Origin of the sequence: Microscilla marina ATCC 23134, from assembly GCF_000169175.1 — a bacterium.
GTDB classification, from domain to species: domain Bacteria; phylum Bacteroidota; class Bacteroidia; order Cytophagales; family Microscillaceae; genus Microscilla; species Microscilla marina.
In genome coordinates, this window is the sequence record NZ_AAWS01000010.1 from 213,448 (window position 1) to 232,391 (window position 18,944).

The following is an 18,944-nucleotide window of genomic DNA, read 5'->3' on the forward strand; positions in this document are numbered from 1 at the left end:
GGGGCTAAAAATTAATGATAGCAGTGCTTTGCAAACAGTTTAAACCCTGTAACAGTACTATCGGTTGTCTGCCTAATCTTCAAGCAATATATTACCCTCAAGGTATAAGCTAGACTTTCCGGCAAGTTTTACCCGCTCGCCTTGGTGTTGGCAGTGTACAATGCCCCCTCTGGGCGAAACCTGGTGGGCTACCAAAGTAGTTTTATTGAGGCGTTTTGCCCAATAAGGAACCAAACTGGTGTGTGCCGATCCGGTGACAGGATCTTCGTCGATGCCCGATTGGGGAGCAAAAAAGCGTGAAACAAAATCAATACTGGTATCTTTGGCAGGAGCGGTTACAATGATGCCCCGTGCTTCTACCCTTGCCACCCAGTGAAAATTAGGTTGTAGAGCTTCTACTTGATCTTGAGTATCAAATACCAGCATATAATCTGTTTTGCCTTTCCATATCTCAGTGGGCACCACACCAAAACCTTGGATAAGTGCTTCGGGCAAGTCTGTTTTTTCCAATACATCTGTCGGAAAATCAAGCTCTAGCTGCTCTTTATTTTGAGTAACCGTAAGTGTACCGCTTCGGTGCGACTGGAATACTACTTGTTTGTTTTTTTGTTCCAGTAAGTTTAGAATCACGTGTGCCGAGGCCAAAGTAGCGTGTCCGCATAAGTCAACCTCAGTAGCAGGGGTAAACCATCTGATGTCGTAATGGTCTTTTCGTTTGATAATATAAGCTGTTTCGGCAAGATTGTTTTCAGCTGCAATGTTTTGCAGCAATTCGTCCGACAACCAGTCTTTTTCTAAGGTAACCACTGCCGCAGGATTTCCTTTAAACACTGCATCGGCAAAAGCATCCACTTGGTATATGGGCAATTTTTTCATTTGTGTTAACACGAAAGGCGTTATTTTGTTGAAAATATGTGAGCTGATTCCGCTACTTCTTTTAATGGAAGTAAGCGTATTTTATATGCTATATAATGTCTAACTTATGGGTGTCTCTGCAATAAAGACAACCATACAAGGGTCAAACAATTTAATCAAGGTTTTGGTTTGAAGAATTACTTGACATCAGGCGGAAACCCTAGTTTAGACGCACGGGCTTTCCACTGTTCCCGTGCCAGGGCCTGCATATCTTGGGTGCTGTCAAACTCATCAACAATTTCCAGCCCAAGCAAGGTTTCCAGCACATCTTCCATAGTTACAATCCCTGACATACCCCCGTACTGGTCTACTGACAGGGCTATGTGTTCGCGTTTTTTCAAAAACTGCTCAAATAACGCCGGGATACGGGTTTCTTCAGGAATAATCATTATTTTTCGTTTAATGGCACTCAGAGGCACATTGCGTTCATCAGATGCCATTTTATCAAGCAGGTCGTGTTTGTGAATAAAACCCACCACCTGGTCTATGTTCTGCTGGTAAATAGGAATACGCGACACACGTAAAAATTTCTTATCATCAAAAAGTTCCTGTACGGTCAGGTTTTCATCAGCAGCAAGTACTACTGTGCGCGGAGTCATCACATCTTTGACCAAAATAGAGTTAAAACGCAACATGTTTTTTATTACGCGCGACTCTCCTTCTTGAAACACCCCTTCTTTTTCGCCTATGTCGGTCATTACAGCCAGTTCACCTCTAGTAATAGAGGCTTCTTCTTTGCTGCTGGCAAGCCATTTAGTGATAACCTGAGAGATAAGCACCAATGGGTACAACACCTTGGTAATTACATTGAGTACATTTACCGTAAAGGGCGTTAACTGTTTCCAATAGGCGGCTCCAATAGATTTGGGGATAATTTCTGATAAAATTAAGATCAGTAAAGTTAATACTCCTGATACATACCCCAAGTACTCGGCACCAAATACCAAACTAGCTTGTGCACCCACCCCCGCAGCACCTATAGTATGCGCAATGGTATTGAGCGATAAAATAGCCGAAAGAGGCTTGTCAACATTTTGCTTGAGTTCTTTTACCTTTACCCCCAAACGACTCCCCTTTTGCGCCAGAGATGCCGCATAAGAAGGCGTAATACTTAATAAAACAGCCTCTAGCACTGAGCAAAGAAAAGAAACCAAGATGGCAAGGCATAAATAAAAAATCAGTAATAACATCGCAAGATGAATTTAGTTGGGTGTTTATATATTATTTATAAGGAGTAATAAAAGCCCCGGTTTGTATAAGTTGGGGTATATGTCAGGGGCAAAGGTATCTTAAATTGATTAGTCTGACAAATGGCAAACGCATCAGATGAGCTTTTTTGTAGTATACTAAGATCAATTATTTTCAGTTAAAGAGTTAACCTTTGGTTGTTTTTGGTCTATAAATGCTCAAAGAACTACTTTTTGGGCATAAAACCAGTCTCAATCAGGGTAAACTGATTTTTTGAAAAATTATTGTTTTTTCTGCGACCTTTTTCCTCGGAAAGTCGTATATTGATGTAATAAAGAAAACTGATTTATACTTTAACACATATCCAATGTGAAGTAATGTACTCAAAATAAGTTTTCAGCCTTACCAGAAAAGACAGTTAATTGTGAATATGTTACTAAGCACCACTAAACTATCATGCATAAATTTATACTATTAATATCATTGGCAATTTGGGTGAGTGCATGCAATTCTGATCAAAAAGATAAGCAGCAAACACAAGCACATAAAAAAAAGCTGGAAGAAGCTTCATTGGCTCAAAGTCAGGAGAAGCTACCTCAAAAAAATGTGAAGGAGGCGCCAGAGGTAAAAGAAGGAGATGAAGGGTACCTTGTAGAACATCCGGAAAAAAAAGATGCAAATGCTCAGAGTAGAATGAGCGCCATCGAGCGGTTGAAACTAAAAGGTTCGGCTCAACTTGAATACGCCAAAAAAGACTTTCAGGTCTTAAGAGAAGATACCACCATTACCATTGACAATAATGCGTTTGTGATTCATTTCCAAACTACTTGTTTGAACGATGGTGGAGTAGCACAGGAGGTGATCCCAATGGATGGAAGAGATCATCGTACTTATTTGATTTCTCATAATTACAAAACAGAAGTTTCGGTGAAGCTCAACGGGAAATCTACCGGAAAAGATATTATTCAAAAAGATTTGTTCAAAGGGCATTTAAATGCCGACTTTCTGAGAAAGTCTATCATCAGACATCCTCAGTTTGTAAAGTTTAATGAAGACAACGCTGAAGCCATTTTTTCGTTTATGGTAGGAGTGCCTCACACCGATTGGGTGGCGCTGGCTACAGTAGGCGTAGGGCAGTTTGGCAAAAGCAGGGTAATCAAAGTAGAGAGCCTTGGAATGTAAGATGTGAACTAATTTTAAACGGGTTTTATATATATTTTAATTATAAATCTCATCCTAGTTTTAGGATGAGATTTTTTTATGTTTAAGATGCTGTATCAAGAAGCAATTTTCTCTTCCAGGTTACTTTTCACTTCTATCTCCAGGGTTTGCATAGACGACAACCCGTCTTTTTGGGTTGTTTGTACTGCCACCGTGTATTTGCCGGGAGCAAAACTATAGGTAAGTTCTGCTTGTTGTTTGAGCATTTCCTGTGGGCGAAATGCCTTGTCAGGCTGATAGTCAAAATCCCAGGAATAAAAAGCAATGTTTTGTTGATCAGCCACTTCTAGCTTAAACTGTACCTCTTGCTGGTCGTTGTCTGATGCTTGTATGGTATATTGTATTTCGGGTTTTACAGGCACTGGCGTAAGGTCATCCAATGTTACCAGTTTTAAACGAATATTTTCATACGTATTCAATCGTTGCACCTCTTCTATGGCGTATTTGCTAAACTGATCGCCTACCAATACTCCATGGTACAAATGCTCAGGGTGATTTTCATAAAACCACTTTTTTCTGAATGGCTGGATGTGGTGCTTGACCATGTGGTCTATAGCTGACAACCCTAAATTACTGCCCAACCTTATAATAACAGAGGCATCGTTCAACAGTTGTGGTTCAAACTGCTCTATTATCCATTTTTCAAACTGTCCAGCTTCGCTGTGCAAACGTGTATGAGATTCGTATTGATAAATACGCAATGAAAAATCTTGTGAACTCTCTTTATTGAGCAGGTATTCTGCTTGCTTGATATTGTCAACCAATGTATTGGTACCTATCCAAAACCGTTTGTACTGGTCGGCCAGTCTTAGCAAACGCCCGTTTTTTACATTGATACTAAGCAATGTATCTCCCTCGTTGCTGGCATACTGAATAATTCGCCGGAGCAAATGATAGGGATTTTTTGATTGGTAAGTAAAGCCTTTCTGAGGAGCGTTAAACGGCGACACTTGACAAGGACGGTTGGTTTGGTCTTTGGGAGCAATGTAATATTTTTTGAAAGTAATAGGATCATCATTGTTTGCCGGAATGTTCAGCAAACCAAGGTGTTCCCATTCTATGAGGGTTTCTTCGGGAAACGCCCAACCACTGGTGGGAGCTTCGTGCCCCTTATAGCTATAAAAAAAACCATCAGCGTGCACCGAGTTCAAACTATCGAGTCGATAGCGTCCCTTGCTGTCTTCATAGCGGTATATTTGATTCAGGTAATGTTCGTTGTAGGGGTAGTTGCAAGTATATTGCTCTGACCTGGCATAATACAAAATAGTGGTATACTGCAATGACGTGTGTACAGAAAGGTTGCCGGTGTTTTGGGTTGGCTTCCATTTAATTTCTCCCTTGTAATGCGCTTCTTCAAAGTGCTTGGGCAATGCGGTATTTACTGCCCACTCTTTAAGCGAGGAAGGAATATTGACAAATACACTTGCGGTACTTTTTAGCAACGGCAAAGTGTGTTTGATGGTGTTTTTGAGCCACTTTTGATAGTTTTTGGCTTGTTTGTTACTACTGGTTACTGTAGCAGGATCAACAATGTGAGGAGGGAGGTCTATGTAGACCAAATCAATACTTTGAGATTCGAGTACAGCCAACACATTTTGAGTGTCTCCTAATATGAGTTGGTTCATAGTATTATTCGTTAAATAGTTTGTTGAGTGATATTTACCACTGCTTAAAACATCTCAACAATAATACCACCTAAGTCAATTGTGGAGCTATAAATCGAAATAACTAAAGTTTGTAAGGTCTATTTTATCTTCAAAAAATGCCATATCTTGTTCTAACCCAAAAGCTCGACATATTTTTTCAGCGTTTTTCTTGGCTATCTGCAAAATGTCATCATCGGTAAGTTGCTGAGGGTAAAACTTTTCTATGAGCTTAAAGTTAGGGTCATACTTATTCTGATACTCATCATAAAAGTAGTAAAGTCGTGAGTTAAAGTATTTGGAGTGAAAGCCCGACAAAGTATAATGGAGAACATTTACAAAGCTCAATTGCAGACTTACCTCATCATGATAGTTGGCCATGTCAAAGAAGTTACGTGAAAAATCAAGCAACATCATCTGGTACCCGACAATATTGGTCAGGTTGATAATGCCAATTTGCTCTTCGCGGTGTTTGGCGCGTTCTTCATAAGCTACATGCTGCGACATACCCGATTCTATGTAACCATTGTTTAAAATCTCGAAATAAGAGGTAAGCTCATGGCGGTTTTTAATATTCTTGAGCGTCAACCCATGCAAACTGGTGTCTATATCATAAGTAGAAAAGAGTTTAGATCTTTCCGAAGGTTTATAATTGCGGGCATTGCGCTTAAGCCATTCTTTAAATTCTTTTACCCCAAAAGGGATTTTTTCTACCTTAGGTGCCTTGGGTATTAATGAAAATAAAATGAAAGGTTTTTTTGCCCGGTTAATGAGGTTATGCAGCTTACTAGAGTTGATATTATAGCCAAACTTAGGATGGGTTTCGTCCCAAAGGTTACGTTTATACAAAAAATCATCCAGTGCCGACGCTCGGTGTTGACTATGGGCAAACATTTCTTTGAGCTCTTGGTGCGAGGCAGGTTTTATTTCAGTATTGCGTCGTAAAAAGTACTTGTTTTCTGGCACTACCATGTGAGGTTTGTCAGCACTTTCGGGTATATGCATGACCACTACAGCTTGGTTGGTTTCACTGTCAGGAATATCAATCGTGACAATGTCATAAGTGGGCTGAACATCGACATGCAAAAGTATAGTTTGAGCGATCCATTCTTTGATGGGTTGCTTGTTTATTTCTTTGTCGATGCCTGTTACCTGTAGTTGTTCTTCATTTACTCCTATAATCAGCCAGCCCCCTGCACTATTGGCAAATGCACTGGTGTTTTGGGCAAGGTAAAGTTCAAAGCTACTGATGTTTTCAAGGTAAGACACCGCATCAATGGCTGGTATTTGGTACTCCAAATATCGGTTAGACGGTGTTTTTCTCGTGTTTACCAATTGATAAACATCCTCGAAGGTAATATCGGAAATAGGTTTATTAAACATTATACGCTTAATTTTGAGCGTTTCAAGGTGCTAATTGGCTAATGATTGAAGTAGTAAGTAGTAGCAAGCAATGAGCTATAAACTACAAGTAACGCTAATTACACCTGCTTGTTAGGTATATTTAATGCTGCCTTAGTATTTATTTTCATTCTAATTTAGAAAAAAAAACATCTTTGCCCAACAACAACATGGTTTTTCAAGAATATTCAATTGTGTGTTTCTGCGAAAGTGGGGGCAAATGAACCAGCAATCTGTCAGGGTGGGCTTAGTTTGCGGGATCAATAACCTCACACTACAGTAAGTAACGGTTGTTTTTAAATGTATGCATTCCGTTGAGGGCTTATGTTATCATGGGAAAAATGCCATAAAAAAAGCAAGCATCCCTTAGATAGAAATGCTTGCTTTTGCAAAATATGGGTAACAATACCGTGTTGTTAGAAATTATTACCAGGGTAGTAAGCTGTATCGCCTAACTGCTCTTCAATTCTTAACAATTGGTTGTACTTGGCCATACGGTCGGAGCGAGACGCCGATCCGGTTTTTATTTGTCCAGTATTCATGGCTACGGCAAGGTCGGCAATGGTTGTGTCTTCGGTTTCGCCCGAACGGTGCGACATTACACTGGTATAGCTATTACGGGTAGCCAACTGAATAGCATTGATGGTTTCGGTCAGTGTACCAATTTGGTTTACTTTAATCAAAATAGAGTTGGCTACTTTAGTATCTATGCCTTGTTGCAAACGCTCTACATTGGTTACAAACAAATCGTCTCCTACCAACTGGGTTTTGTCACCTATAGTTTGGGTAAGCAACTCCCAGCCTTTCCAATCATCTTCGTGCATGCCATCTTCTATCGAGCGGATAGGATACTTTTGAACCCAATCTTTCCAGTAAGCCACCATTTGGTCAGAGGTAAGCTTATCGCTGGTAGACGATAAATGATACAAGCCAGTTTCTTCGTCATAAAACTCAGAACTAGCCGCATCCATCGCAATCCACATATCTTCGCCAGGGCGGTACCCCGCTTTTTCTATAGCTTCCAATACTATTTTAATAGCGTCTTCATTAGATTGAATGTTAGGAGCAAATCCCCCTTCATCACCTACATTGGTAGCAAAGCCTTTGTCTTTCAACACTTTTTTGAGGTGATGAAAAACCTCGGTACCCATTTGCAATGCTCTGGAGAAGGTGGGTGCATTGGTAGGCATTATCATAAATTCTTGAAAATCAATGGCATTGTCAGCGTGAGAGCCACCATTCAAAATGTTCATCATAGGTACCGGAAGCGTAGTAGCATTTACCCCTCCTATGTACTTGTAAAGTGGTTGATCAAGCAAATTGGCGGCTGCCTTTGATGCTGCCAGCGAAACTCCCAAAATAGCGTTTGCACCTAGCTGTCCTTTATTGTGTGTATCGTCAAGCTCAAGCATGATTTTGTCGATCAAGGGCTGATCAAACACCTCTATGCCAATAAGTTCGCGGGCAATGGTTTCGTTTACATTATGAACAGCCTTCTGTACTCCTTTGCCTAAAAAGTAATTAGCGTTACCGTCACGAAGTTCTACTGCTTCGTGTTTTCCGGTAGACGCGCCAGAGGGAACAGCAGCACGCCCCAATACACCTTCTTCTGTAATTATGTCTACTTCTACTGTTGGATTGCCTCGTGAATCCAAAATTTGTCTTGCGTGAATAGCATCTATTACACTCATTATCTTTTTTAGTTTATAAGTCAGTCAACTTTGCTTGAGTATTTTCAAACTTGAATGACCTTGTGGGAAATACAGATTTTTAAAGGCGCAAATTTAATTGTTTTTTTTATTTTGAAAATACTTAAGAGAGGCAAGGCGCGGAAAAAACAAAATAGTATAATTAATTAATACTATAGTGAATTTAAGTAGCTACTTTTTATTCATGCTACTCAACTTTATTATTTTTCGGGGAACTCTTAGGAGAAAATTATTTTTTGATAAGTGATCTGGAAAAAAGAAGATGTGCCAATTCAAGAAAATATATTGTTCTCAGACGATTCAAAAAAAACGGTGCATAGCCAAAGCTATGAAGCTTTTTTTTTGAGAAGAATGAGGGCAATAGATACACTTTAATGGCTCAAATTATTTATGAAAGATCACTAAAGCAATTACGCGTGTTGAATTGAGCCAGGGCTGGTGTTTTTGTAATGGGGCAAACTCTTTTGACATAAAAAAAGAGCGGATGGTACCATATCCGCTCTTTATAATTACAATAATTTGTGCGCTAATCTAACGAGGCATTGCATAATGGACTTGCCCTTTTTTGTTAAAATACAACTCTCTACCATATCGGTATTTAGTAGAAGTACCATCTTGGTTTTCCAAAGTATGACTTTTGCCTAAAACACAATTCCACACACCTAGGTAAGAAGGGTTGTTAGAATAAGTAACATAAGAGTTTGCTTTAAGAGTTAGACTTACATTAGGGTTACCTTGTGGGTGTACAACATCGCTTGAAAGGGCGAAGCCTCCTACTACTCCTACCACATTTGCGTCAAAGTATACCTTTTTACCCCCTTTGAACTTGGCAAAGTGATTACCAGCAGTAGCCACTTTGATGTCAGTATCATAGGCTATTGTTCCTTTCAGAACTCTGCCGTGACTGTCTAATACCAGACCATTGGTAAAGAAATGAATGAATTGGTTGAGTCCCACTGGGCGGTATTTTTCAATTGCCGATTTTGAAACTCGATTGGTTTGAGTGGTGAGAGGTTTTTGAGGATCAACTGTTTCCTCTTTTTGACATGAAAATGTCATCATTGCCAACATTAATAGGGCAAATAGTTTGATCTGATTAGTCATTGTATTAATTAAATTAAGTTTGATAAAAATGTGAATAATTGATGAGATGTTTAATTAGCATGCTTATGTCTGACCTCATATTTTTTAATTGTGTGATGCAAATGTATGTAATACTTTTTAAATAAAAAAATCGTAAATATCTGTTTTTTAAGGATTTTAGAATGGTTTTTAAAAATATTTAAGTGTAATATTCTGAAGAATATCTGATTTTTGTTTGTTAATATTATGAGCAGATGTTTTTGTAGAATAATATTTTTAATTGTATTACACAATGTGTAATGAATAAGTTGTTGATTTTTAAGTCTATATAATACAGGCATTCGTTTTAGTATTTTTGGTGTTTACTCAAACACCCATAAGGGTTGGAATCTCAATCAATAGGCAAAATTAGGGGAGGGGTTTATATAGTTTCTTGAAGTATACTTATCACTCAACTTCAATTGGGTAGGTGGGCACTGTTTGGCATCTTTGTTTTTTGATACAGCAATGCCTTGAGGCGAATTTATGGAACCTGACACTTGAGGGTTTAGGTAGGGGTGTTTACCAAAAAAACTTTAAGCCTAGTTGTAGGTGTTGGAGGGATGATAAAAGCGAGCCACCCAAAAGTGCCGAGCTGAAGTTGGTTTGGTTGCGACTGGCTAAAACAGGAGCGTGCTGATTGCTGATATTGGCATCCAATATCAAATAATTGAGTTTAAATAGTGTCGTGCTCATATCAATCCCCAGTTTTTTGCCAATCATAAACAGCAAACCAACCTCTGTGTTGACATAAAAGCTTTGCGATGCCCCTTTTTCGGTATAGGTTGGGTGGCCAATAGCGTGAGAAGTATATTCAAAATGTCGCTGGTTGTAACCAATGCCAGGTTGAGTAAAAAAAGCCCATTGAGAAGTAAACCAATGGTGGTGAGTGGCAAACGCTTCGAGTCCCCAGACAGTATTATCGCCTATGTTTTGGTAACGAAGTGTTTTGTAATGATAATAAGTATAAGAGAAAGAAGCACTTACGCCTACTTTCCATTGGTTGTTTACAAAATAGGCAATATTTGGGGCAATTGTCCAACTGTTGCGTCCATTGGCCAAACTGTCCAGCCCTCCATTATTTTCCAGTTTGTGGGTGCCCAGGCTAAGACCAAGGCTTTTTCTTCCTTTAAAATCCTGTGCTTGGGTGTAGTTAACAAGTATTGCCAGTAAAACACTGAGAGAAACTAGTTTTTTCATAAAACTATAGGTTGTGAAAATAAAATATTGCCCCTTTCACGTATTATTTGAGTTGCGTTTCATTGTTTTTATATCAATCATTGTTTTCTTTATACATTTGGTAAGGTTTTCGGCCACACATCAAAAATACCCATCAGTTTAGGCTTCATATTTCTAAAGATGTAATTACTTTTGTGGGTACATTCTATTTTAACAGAATTTGTATAAAGCCTATGAGCCTCGACATTATTGAACTCACCCGCGCCCGTGAATCACGCGCTGCCATTGAAAAACTATACATAGAAATGCGCCATATTTTCAACAGTGGCTCTTATAGCCCCTCTACCATTTCGGGCAGAGTATTGTTGGAAGCATTGCATACGTTACGCCCCGAAATTTATGGATCTATCGACGATATGGAGAAGGTAGAACTCAATGGGTTGGTGTATGTGATGGAGCGTCTGCCCAAAGGCATCGAACAATGTCGTTTTTTGCGTCTTATATCCGACGAGGGCTACAGCCATTCTGGTTTCGAGGTAATTATTCCAGCCAAACGCCGTCGTAACTGTTACAAAGTAGACAATGACCTCATGTTGGTAGAAGTAACCAGAGGGCGTAGCGAAATTTATGATATTCTGACCCACCTTACTTTTATGTACAATGAGGCAGAAAAGATAAAATCGCACGCGTTTGACAAGAATGGAAACAAAACCAAAGAATGGGAACAATTGGAGAAAATCGTGGAAGGTAACGTAAAGCTTACCGAACATAACCGTGATTTGGCCTTTAGTCATTTAAGCACCCTATTGGGGCGCACCTTTGAGCAAACCAAACAAGCTTTTTTCCGTTTCGAAGACACTGCTCCTCAAAATAGTGGTTTGTTCCGTATTGTATACTGGCTGGGCAAGGTGGCGCACGCTGCCGAGTTTGAAAACCAACCCATTCAAATTACTTTTACACCTACGCTTCGCGATCGTATAGGGCACCATATTCACGGTGAGCAGTGGGCAACCAATATCAAAAAACATTTAATTGAGCATAAATTGCTTGATCGCCCCATTCATATCATTAGTGCCAATATGCACAGTGTCATGAACTCGTTGTGTGCTTTGAGTGCTCTCAAGGAAGATTTTCCTGACCATAAACGAGCCGAAGACCTTGCCCAGGAGTTGAGCAAACCCAATAACCAATCTCTTAACAATCGTGTACGCCAATATGCCGAACAGTGTGGTATGTTGTATTTAAATGATAATTCGGGTACAAATATTTCAGTGCAGGTTTTTGATACAACTTTGCTCGACCTTAGCAACCTACCTGTAGAGTTGAAGGTAAACAAGGAACACATCAAAAAAGAAAAGCCTGTCATTATAGTGATGGACTATGCTTTTGGTGAGCAAGCCTATGAAACAATGGATGAGTTGCTTAAACCTTACAAAAACGCCAACTTGTTGGTAAAATCTATCTCTGTGATGGGTAAGGCGGGTATTTTGCACGGAGGCAAGGGCGACTTGATGATTCCTTCGGCGCATGTATTTGAAGGAACTGCTGACAACTATCCGCTTAAAAACGAGTTTACCAAAGATGATTTTAAAGGTTCTGGGTTGAACGTGTACGAAGGAGCCATGATTTCGGTGTTGGGCACTTCGTTGCAAAATCGCGATGTATTGGCTTACTTCAGAAATTCATCGTGGCGTGCAGTGGGGCTTGAAATGGAAGGAGCACATTACCAAAAAGCTATCCAGGCAGGGTCTATGATTCGCAATAATGTATCGTCAGACATTACCTTGCGTTATGCTTACTATGCATCTGATAACCCTTTGCTTACCGGAGGTACCTTATCTTCGGGTAGTTTAGGAACAGTAGGAGTAAAGCCTACTTACTTGATTACTACCAAAATTTTGAATAAGATTCTGAATCCAAAATAGCAAGAACAGCACTTGAATGCTTTCTTAGTATTATATATAGAAAACCCCCTGTTTGCTCAATGGCGAACAGGGGGTTTGTTATTTTCAGTAAAGTCTGTAGAGCACAGCATTACTTTTTAGACTCAGAAGAATCTTTTTTGCTTTCGTCTTTTTTGTCTTCGTCTTTACCTTTTTTCTTATCGTCTGCAATCTCTCCGGTTTTACCGTCTGCATATTCTTTGTTCAAACCTGTTACTACGGCATCGGTTACGTCAAGTTTGGCAACACCATACAATACAGAAGTAGATACCGCGCGTTGTGGCAATACTAAGTCATACCCATTTTTCTCACAAAACCTTTTAAGAAAACTTTCTACGTTTTCTCTTAATTTTTTCATCATTTTGGATTGCTCATCTGCCAACTCTTTACCACGAACCTGGCTATAACCCTGCAAGTTGCGTTGCTTTGCTGCTAGGCGTTGTTCGGTAGCCTTGGCTACATTCATAGTCATTGTGCCAGCAGTACGCTGATAAGACGCCACCTCATTCTTGAAGTTTTGCTCTCTTGACGCCAGGTCAGCCTGAATTTCTTTCCCTTTAGTAGTCAAGTCTTTTTGGATTCTTTTGGCAAACTCATATTTAGTAAGCAAAGAGTCCTCGTTGATATACACAGTCTTAGAAGCAGCTACCGCATTGTCGTTGGCAGTGTCCATAGATGCCTTAGCTGTTTCGGTAGTATTATTGTCTTGGTTATTAGTCGAATTTTGGTTTCCACACCCATACAACACAGTTGCTACAAGGGCAACTACTAGTAATCGTCTCATCATTGAATATCTGTTTACGCTAAAAATCATTTTTTCAAAAAATTTCGGGCAAATATACAAAAATTAGCCTACGATGGTACTTTAGCCCCTTAGTATATAGTATATTTGTTTTGACACCCACCTACAATAGTCCACCATATTCAGATGATCGTTCATAGCTGCTGTGTGAAAGTCAATGCCTATGATTATGCTGAATATCAGTAGCTTATACGCTTTCTTTGAAAACATTTTATTTTGCCCTTATTGCCCTGGGCTATTTTGTCATTTTTATGACATTGTCCTACATTTAAAAATCATAAATTGCAGTTTTTCATCTACCAATGCCAACTCTGCCAATGGCAAGCTGGGTTGAACGTTTCCAGTGATTGGTATGTTAAGTGGGTGAAAAATTGAAAATATTCATTCCCATTTACTAAAATTTATGACGGCGTTTATTATCCTGTCTTTATATGGTTTAGCCATGTTACTTATCTTTTGCTACAATGCCATGCAACTTCAGTTGGCATACAGTTATTGGAAGTTTAAGCGCAAAGCAAAACAAACTGTAGTACAAGTACCCACCTCAACTTCTGCCTTGCCGATAGTGACTGTGCAATTGCCCATATACAATGAAAAGTATGTGGTACAACGGCTCATCGATGCAGTAGCAGCACTTGATTACCCTCAGCATAAGCTAGAGATACAGGTATTGGACGACTCTACCGACGAAACTATAGACCTCATTGCCGAGAGAGTAGCATACTGGCAACAACAGGGCGTATGGATAAGCCACGTGAGGCGTCCAAACCGTGAAGGCTTTAAGGCGGGAGCACTGGCTTATGGGCTTACCCATAACAAAGGCAAATTGATCGCTATTTTTGATGCCGATTTTGTGCCGCCTACCCACTTTCTTAAAGCTACAGTGGGGGCTTTTGCCAATGCTGACATAGGTATGGTGCAAACCCGTTGGGAACACCTCAACGAAGATTATTCTTTGATGACCCAACTTCAGGCTTTTGGGCTCAATGCGCATTTTACTGTAGAACAGGTAGGGAGAAATGCACAAGGACACTTGATTAACTTTAATGGTACTGCTGGAGTGTGGCGCAAGCAGTGCATTGAAGATGCGGGCGGCTGGCAGTCTGACACCCTTACCGAAGACCTCGACCTCAGTTATAGGGCACAGCTCAAGGGGTGGAAGTTTAAGTACCTCGAAGAAGTAGGCACACCTGCCGAATTGCCTGTGGCAATGAATGCCCTCAAAACGCAACAATTTCGCTGGACCAAAGGAGCAGCTGAGTGCGCCCGCAAAAACCTTTGGAAAGTTTTAGGTGCTGCTGACTTGAACTTGAGTACCAAAATGCACGCTTTGTTTCACCTACTCAACAGTTCTATGTTTGTGTTGGTAGTATTGGTGTCGGTGCTTAGCTTGCCTTTATTGTTTATCAAAAATGCTTTTGTCGAGTATACTCAAGTGTTTATATACTTTAGCTTTTTTCTAACGGGTACCGTCTTTCTGGGGGTGTTTTATTGGGTATCTACTTCGGTCAAAGGTTTGAGCAAACAACGTAGGCAAAAATACTTTTTTATGCGCTTTCCCTTATTCTTGGCAATGTATACCGGGTTGTCGCTCCACAATGCCTTGGCAGTGGTTGAGGGACTCTTGGGCAAAAAAACACCTTTTATCCGTACCCCTAAGTTTAACATTACCAAGCAACAAGACCAACCCTGGAAAAGCAACCAATACTTGAAAAACAACATTAGCTTGCTTACTGTGCTTGAGGGAGTGTTTATGGTGTATTTTCTGGTGGGAGTTGGGGTGGGCATTTACCTGCACGAATACGGTTTGTTGCCTTTTCATTTGATGCTGGCATTTGGTTTTGGTTATATCTGTTTTTATTCTGTATGGCACTCATTGGTCAACCCCGCGTAACGCTCAACCTGCGGTTAGTGATTTTTGTATTAGGCTCAGCTATAGGCTACATCTGGGTAAGCTATTTTACCCATCGGGTATGGTTTTACCAGTTTATTGCATTATACGCGGGCTTGTTTGGCGTGTATGGCTGGTTTGTACATTGGGTGCTTAAGCCTGGCAATGTGGTAAGTGTGCGCCAAATCCAATGGCTAGGAGTATTGCTTAGACTCATACCTTTGTGGATGATCCCTAATTTGTCGGATGATTTTTTTCGGTTTTACTGGGATGGTAAGCTCCTTGTCAATGGCTATAACCCTTATTTGTTGTTGCCAAAAGATTTTATCCTGACTCCTGAGGCGTCAACGCTGGGCTTTACCCAAGTGCTTTATGAGGCAATGAATTCACCCACTCATTATACGATCTATCCGCCGTTTAATCAAGCCTTGTTTGCTACAGCCCCCTGGTTGTTTCCGCATAGTTTGTTGGGGGGTGCTGTGGTTATGCGTTGTTGGATTATACTAGGCGAAATAGGCTTGTTGTGGTTATTGCCAAAACTGTTGCAAATGTTGGGCAAACCACCCAAAGCAATGGCGTGGTATGTGTTCAACCCTTACATTGTGCTAGAGCTTACCGCTAATTTACATTTCGAGGGAGTCATGATTTTTATGTTATTGCTGGCCATTTATTGGTTGGTTAAAGGTGGGTATTTGCACACTACCTCACACCCTCCAAAAGACAGACAAGCACAACCTATTTACTTTATTTTGTCAGTAGTGGCTTTTACTCTGGCAGTCAATACCAAACTCATTCCCTTGATATTTTTACCTGCTTTGTTTTGGTTTTTAGGCTTCAAGCGTAGCTTACTTTATTATAGCCTGGTAGGTTTACTCACGGCTCTATTATTTATGTTTTTTATTACCCCCGATTTTATTGCCAAGTTTCAGGACAGTTTTAACCTCTACTTTCAAAAGTTTGAGTTCAACGCCAGTGTCTATTATGTGCTCCGCTGGATAGGTTACCAAACCCATGGTTACAATCGTATTGCATTTTTTGGCATTGTGTTATCTATCATAGCTAGTTTGGGAGCCTTGGCTATGGCACTTTATCCGGTGCGCAAGGTAGTAGTACACCAGTTGCTTCACAAAATGTTGTTTATCCTTACCTTTTACTACCTGATGGCTACAATAGTGCACCCCTGGTACATTAGTGTGATTGTAGGCTTGGCGGTATTTACTCCCTATCGTTTTCCTATGGTGTGGTCGGCTATGTTGGGGCTTACTTATTACGCCTATAGCACTACACCCTACCAGGAAAACCTCTGGTTGGTAGCCGTTGAGTATGCTGTAGTATTGGGTTGGCTGGGAATGGAGCTGGTAAGACATTGGCCAGCAAGACGTTCTTTACATAAGTTGTAGGCTTGGTTTTATGTTTGCTTGGCATCTAAAAACCTTGAAAAACAATGACTTGTAGCCCATTCTCTGAATTAGATAGGATAATCTAAAGTTTAGAAATATATTTACTAATATGCAATTAGGAGTGTACGAAGTCTTGTAATTTACTGATAATAAATGTTTTACAGAATCAAAACGAATTCAAGTAAGGTCGTTTATTCCTTTAAAAGACGTTTTATGTAATCAGGTTTGCTCTTCGCGTGGGCAACCACAAGGGATTGCCCCTACATTTAGCCCCTTGATTTAAATATAAACCCCTGTATATCAAAGGTTTTTAAAACTTCGTACAGTTCTAAATATGCAATGTTCAATTTTTATTTGTAAGAGATGGATACCACCACATCATTTCACCCAACTACCAGTAAAACTGGACCTTATTCAATGCGGCTGTTACAACCACATGAACTTTTGCAGCTTTATGACCTTAATCAACTGGTAGCCCATGATCCAGCAAACAAAGCTTTTTTAAACCCCCAAACTCAAGATTTCCTTGCGCAATGTATACAACCCACTACTGGTTTTACTATTGGTGTATTCGATCAAGATCAATTGATTGGCTATCGGGCGGTGAACTATACCAGCAAGCATATAGAGTTGGTGCCCTCTCCTTTGGTTGCCCCAGTGTACTACCCTAAAACGGCTCACTTTGCTGGTGTGGCAGTGGCGCCAGCTTACCAGCGGCAAGGCATAGCCCGGCACATGGTTTCCATGGCTTTGTATAGGCTATACAACCAAGGGTTTCGCTATGTTACAGTACGTGTGCGTCCTACCCATGAGCAAAGTATTTGTTTGTTTACTTCGTTTGGTTTTCAAATAGTTTATTTGAAAACATCTCTGGAACCAGTAAAAGAGTGTTTTTTCTTGCTGAAAGAACTCACCCCTAACGACTACAAACTATCAGTAGGGCAGGCTCACTTCCACCTATCGGTTTTGTAACTCTCTAAAAATTAAATTATTACAAATATACATTGTTACTCACATGCTTGTGCTTGTTGACCTTGTCGGGTAGCCTACAGTATTACTTTAAAACATCTGTTAACATAAGAGGTTATGGCATTTGCTTTGTAATAATAGCATAGAGCATATTTAGGCAAATCATTATCAATGTATATTAACGGTTGTTTACAAAATGGAGAAAATCATATACCCTCATAAAGAAGATTGGTCAAAACTTCAGGAACGAACTTTTGAAACCTATGAAGCCCTCGAAAAAGCGGTAAGACCTATTTTGCGTCGGGTACAACGCGAAGGGGACAAAGCGTTGCGTAGTTTTGTATTCAAGTACGACAGGGTTCGCATCAAACGGTTTCAGCTTACCCCCGAAGAGCTTGCCGAAGCCAGCAACCATGTAAGCGACGAACTCAAAGAAGCCATCAATGTAGCCAAGTATAACATTGCTACTTTTCACCTGACTCAAACCAAGGCAGTTAAAAAAATAGAAACTACTGAAGGAGTTTTTAGCTGGCAAAAAAATGTGCCCATTGCCAAGGTAGGGCTTTATGTGCCCAGCACAGGCGATGCTCCTTTGTATTCTCATATTTTGATGATGGGTATTTTAGCCAATATTGCCGGGTGCAAAGAAATTATATTATGCTCAGCTGCCAATCACGAAGGTAGAATTCACCCTATTATATTATATACAGCACATTTGCTCAATATCAAGAAGGTATATAGGGTAGGTGGGGTGCAGGCCATTGCCGCAATGGCGTATGGTACCGAAACCATTCCCAAAGTAGACAAGATATTTGGTCCCAGCAACGAGTATGTGTCTACCGCCAAACAACTGGTAAGCAAAAACGATGTAGCAATAGACATGCCCGTAGGTCCCTCAGAGCTTTGTTATGTAGCAGACCAATCAACCAACCCTGTGTATGCGGCAGCCGATATTTTGGCGCACGCCGAGCAAAGTAGTCACAACCAATTGGTAGTGTTGACGAATGCCGAAGAGGTGGCAGACAAAATACAGGCAGAGGTAGACAAACAACTCAACGAGTTGCCCTTAAAGAAAGAGGTAGCAAAAGAGGTATTTAAAAACGCAAAAATCATTGTATTTAAGAGCAATGTAGAGTCTATAGCCTTTGCCAATGAGTATGCCCCTGAAAACCTGGTACTTGCCATAGACAATGCCGAGGCAGTAGGCGACCGTATTACCAACGCCAGTTCTATTCATTTGGGACACCTTACTCCACCTGCTGTGGGTTATTATGCCGCAGGCCCCAATCATATTTTGCCCTCCAATGGTTTTGCCCGGTCTTATAGTGGTTTGTCGGTAGACAGTTTTGTCAAAAAAATCAACTTCCAACAGGTTACCCCATTAGGTTTACAAAACGTAGGTAGTACTGTAGCTACTATGTCAGAGGCAGAAGAGTTGCTTGGGCGAAAAAACTCTATCATCAAACGGCTGGAGTTGTTGGACTGAGGGCTTTTAGTTTTAGAAAAAAATTGTATCTTGACCACTGAAAGGAATGAAGGCGCTTCATTCCTTATTTTTTAT

At 40.3% G+C, this 18,944-nt stretch carries 14 protein-coding genes; 6 read left to right on the top strand and 8 right to left on the bottom strand.

The features are described from left to right. Positions 1-72 precede the first annotated feature (72 nt). The gene (locus tag M23134_RS11475) at positions 73-876 is read right to left on the bottom strand and encodes a PhzF family phenazine biosynthesis protein (protein ID WP_002696159.1); all 804 of its coding nucleotides are present in this window, start codon (positions 874-876) and stop codon (positions 73-75) included. Between the two features lie 176 nt (positions 877-1,052). Beyond that, a complete protein-coding gene (locus M23134_RS11480) occupies positions 1,053-2,105 on the bottom strand; it encodes a CNNM domain-containing protein (protein ID WP_002696161.1) in 1,053 nt (350 codons plus the stop codon). A gap of 454 nt (positions 2,106-2,559) precedes the next feature. Between M23134_RS11480 and M23134_RS11485 the strand changes: the two genes are divergently transcribed. After that, positions 2,560-3,285: a hypothetical protein gene (locus M23134_RS11485; RefSeq protein WP_002696163.1), complete on the top strand. Its 726-nt coding sequence runs from the start codon at positions 2,560-2,562 to the stop codon at positions 3,283-3,285. Positions 3,286-3,380: 95 nt separating this feature from the next. Here the strand turns inward: M23134_RS11485 and M23134_RS11490 are convergent, their stop codons facing one another. The 5 genes from M23134_RS11490 to M23134_RS11515 form a co-directional block, all read right to left on the bottom strand. After that, the gene (locus tag M23134_RS11490) at positions 3,381-4,949 is read right to left on the bottom strand and encodes a DNA methylase (protein ID WP_002696165.1); all 1,569 of its coding nucleotides are present in this window, start codon (positions 4,947-4,949) and stop codon (positions 3,381-3,383) included. 87 nt (positions 4,950-5,036) lie between these two features. Then, positions 5,037-6,350, bottom strand: coding sequence for an AlbA family DNA-binding domain-containing protein (locus tag M23134_RS11495; protein ID WP_002696166.1), 1,314 nt, complete (start codon positions 6,348-6,350; stop codon positions 5,037-5,039). A 434-nt stretch (positions 6,351-6,784) separates the two neighbouring features. Continuing rightward, complete coding sequence (gene eno, locus M23134_RS11500) at positions 6,785-8,059, bottom strand: phosphopyruvate hydratase (protein ID WP_002696167.1); 1,275 nt, start codon at positions 8,057-8,059, stop codon at positions 6,785-6,787. 549 nt (positions 8,060-8,608) lie between these two features. Further along, on the bottom strand, positions 8,609-9,181 hold the full coding sequence (locus tag M23134_RS11505) for a hypothetical protein (RefSeq protein ID WP_002696169.1): 573 nt from the start codon (positions 9,179-9,181) through the stop codon (positions 8,609-8,611). A 540-nt stretch (positions 9,182-9,721) separates the two neighbouring features. Further along, complete coding sequence (locus tag M23134_RS11515; protein WP_002696171.1) at positions 9,722-10,399, bottom strand: hypothetical protein; 678 nt, start codon at positions 10,397-10,399, stop codon at positions 9,722-9,724. A gap of 212 nt (positions 10,400-10,611) precedes the next feature. On the opposite strand from M23134_RS11515, the gene M23134_RS11520 reads away from it, so the two are divergent. Then, positions 10,612-12,303: a DUF6909 family protein gene (locus tag M23134_RS11520; protein WP_002696172.1), complete on the top strand. Its 1,692-nt coding sequence runs from the start codon at positions 10,612-10,614 to the stop codon at positions 12,301-12,303. A gap of 109 nt (positions 12,304-12,412) precedes the next feature. Here M23134_RS11520 and M23134_RS37930 read toward each other — a convergent pair whose 3' ends face one another. Beyond that, complete coding sequence (locus tag M23134_RS37930; protein ID WP_053337291.1) at positions 12,413-13,108, bottom strand: OmpH family outer membrane protein; 696 nt, start codon at positions 13,106-13,108, stop codon at positions 12,413-12,415. A 457-nt stretch (positions 13,109-13,565) separates the two neighbouring features. On the opposite strand from M23134_RS37930, the gene M23134_RS11530 reads away from it, so the two are divergent. From M23134_RS11530 to hisD, 4 genes are all read left to right on the top strand, one after another. Continuing rightward, positions 13,566-15,017, top strand: coding sequence for a cellulose synthase family protein (locus tag M23134_RS11530; protein ID WP_232296804.1), 1,452 nt, complete (start codon positions 13,566-13,568; stop codon positions 15,015-15,017). Further along, on the top strand, positions 14,990-16,414 hold the full coding sequence (locus M23134_RS11535) for a hypothetical protein (protein WP_002696178.1): 1,425 nt from the start codon (positions 14,990-14,992) through the stop codon (positions 16,412-16,414). Before M23134_RS11530 ends, M23134_RS11535 begins: the two co-directional genes overlap by 28 nt. Before the next feature lie 363 nt (positions 16,415-16,777). Next, positions 16,778-17,386 carry a GNAT family N-acetyltransferase gene (locus M23134_RS11540; protein ID WP_002696179.1) on the top strand — a complete coding sequence of 203 codons (609 nt, stop codon included), beginning with the start codon at positions 16,778-16,780 and terminating at the stop codon, positions 17,384-17,386. 193 nt (positions 17,387-17,579) lie between these two features. Continuing rightward, positions 17,580-18,869 carry a histidinol dehydrogenase gene (gene hisD / locus M23134_RS11545; RefSeq protein WP_002696180.1) on the top strand — a complete coding sequence of 430 codons (1,290 nt, stop codon included), beginning with the start codon at positions 17,580-17,582 and terminating at the stop codon, positions 18,867-18,869. Positions 18,870-18,944 lie beyond the last annotated feature (75 nt).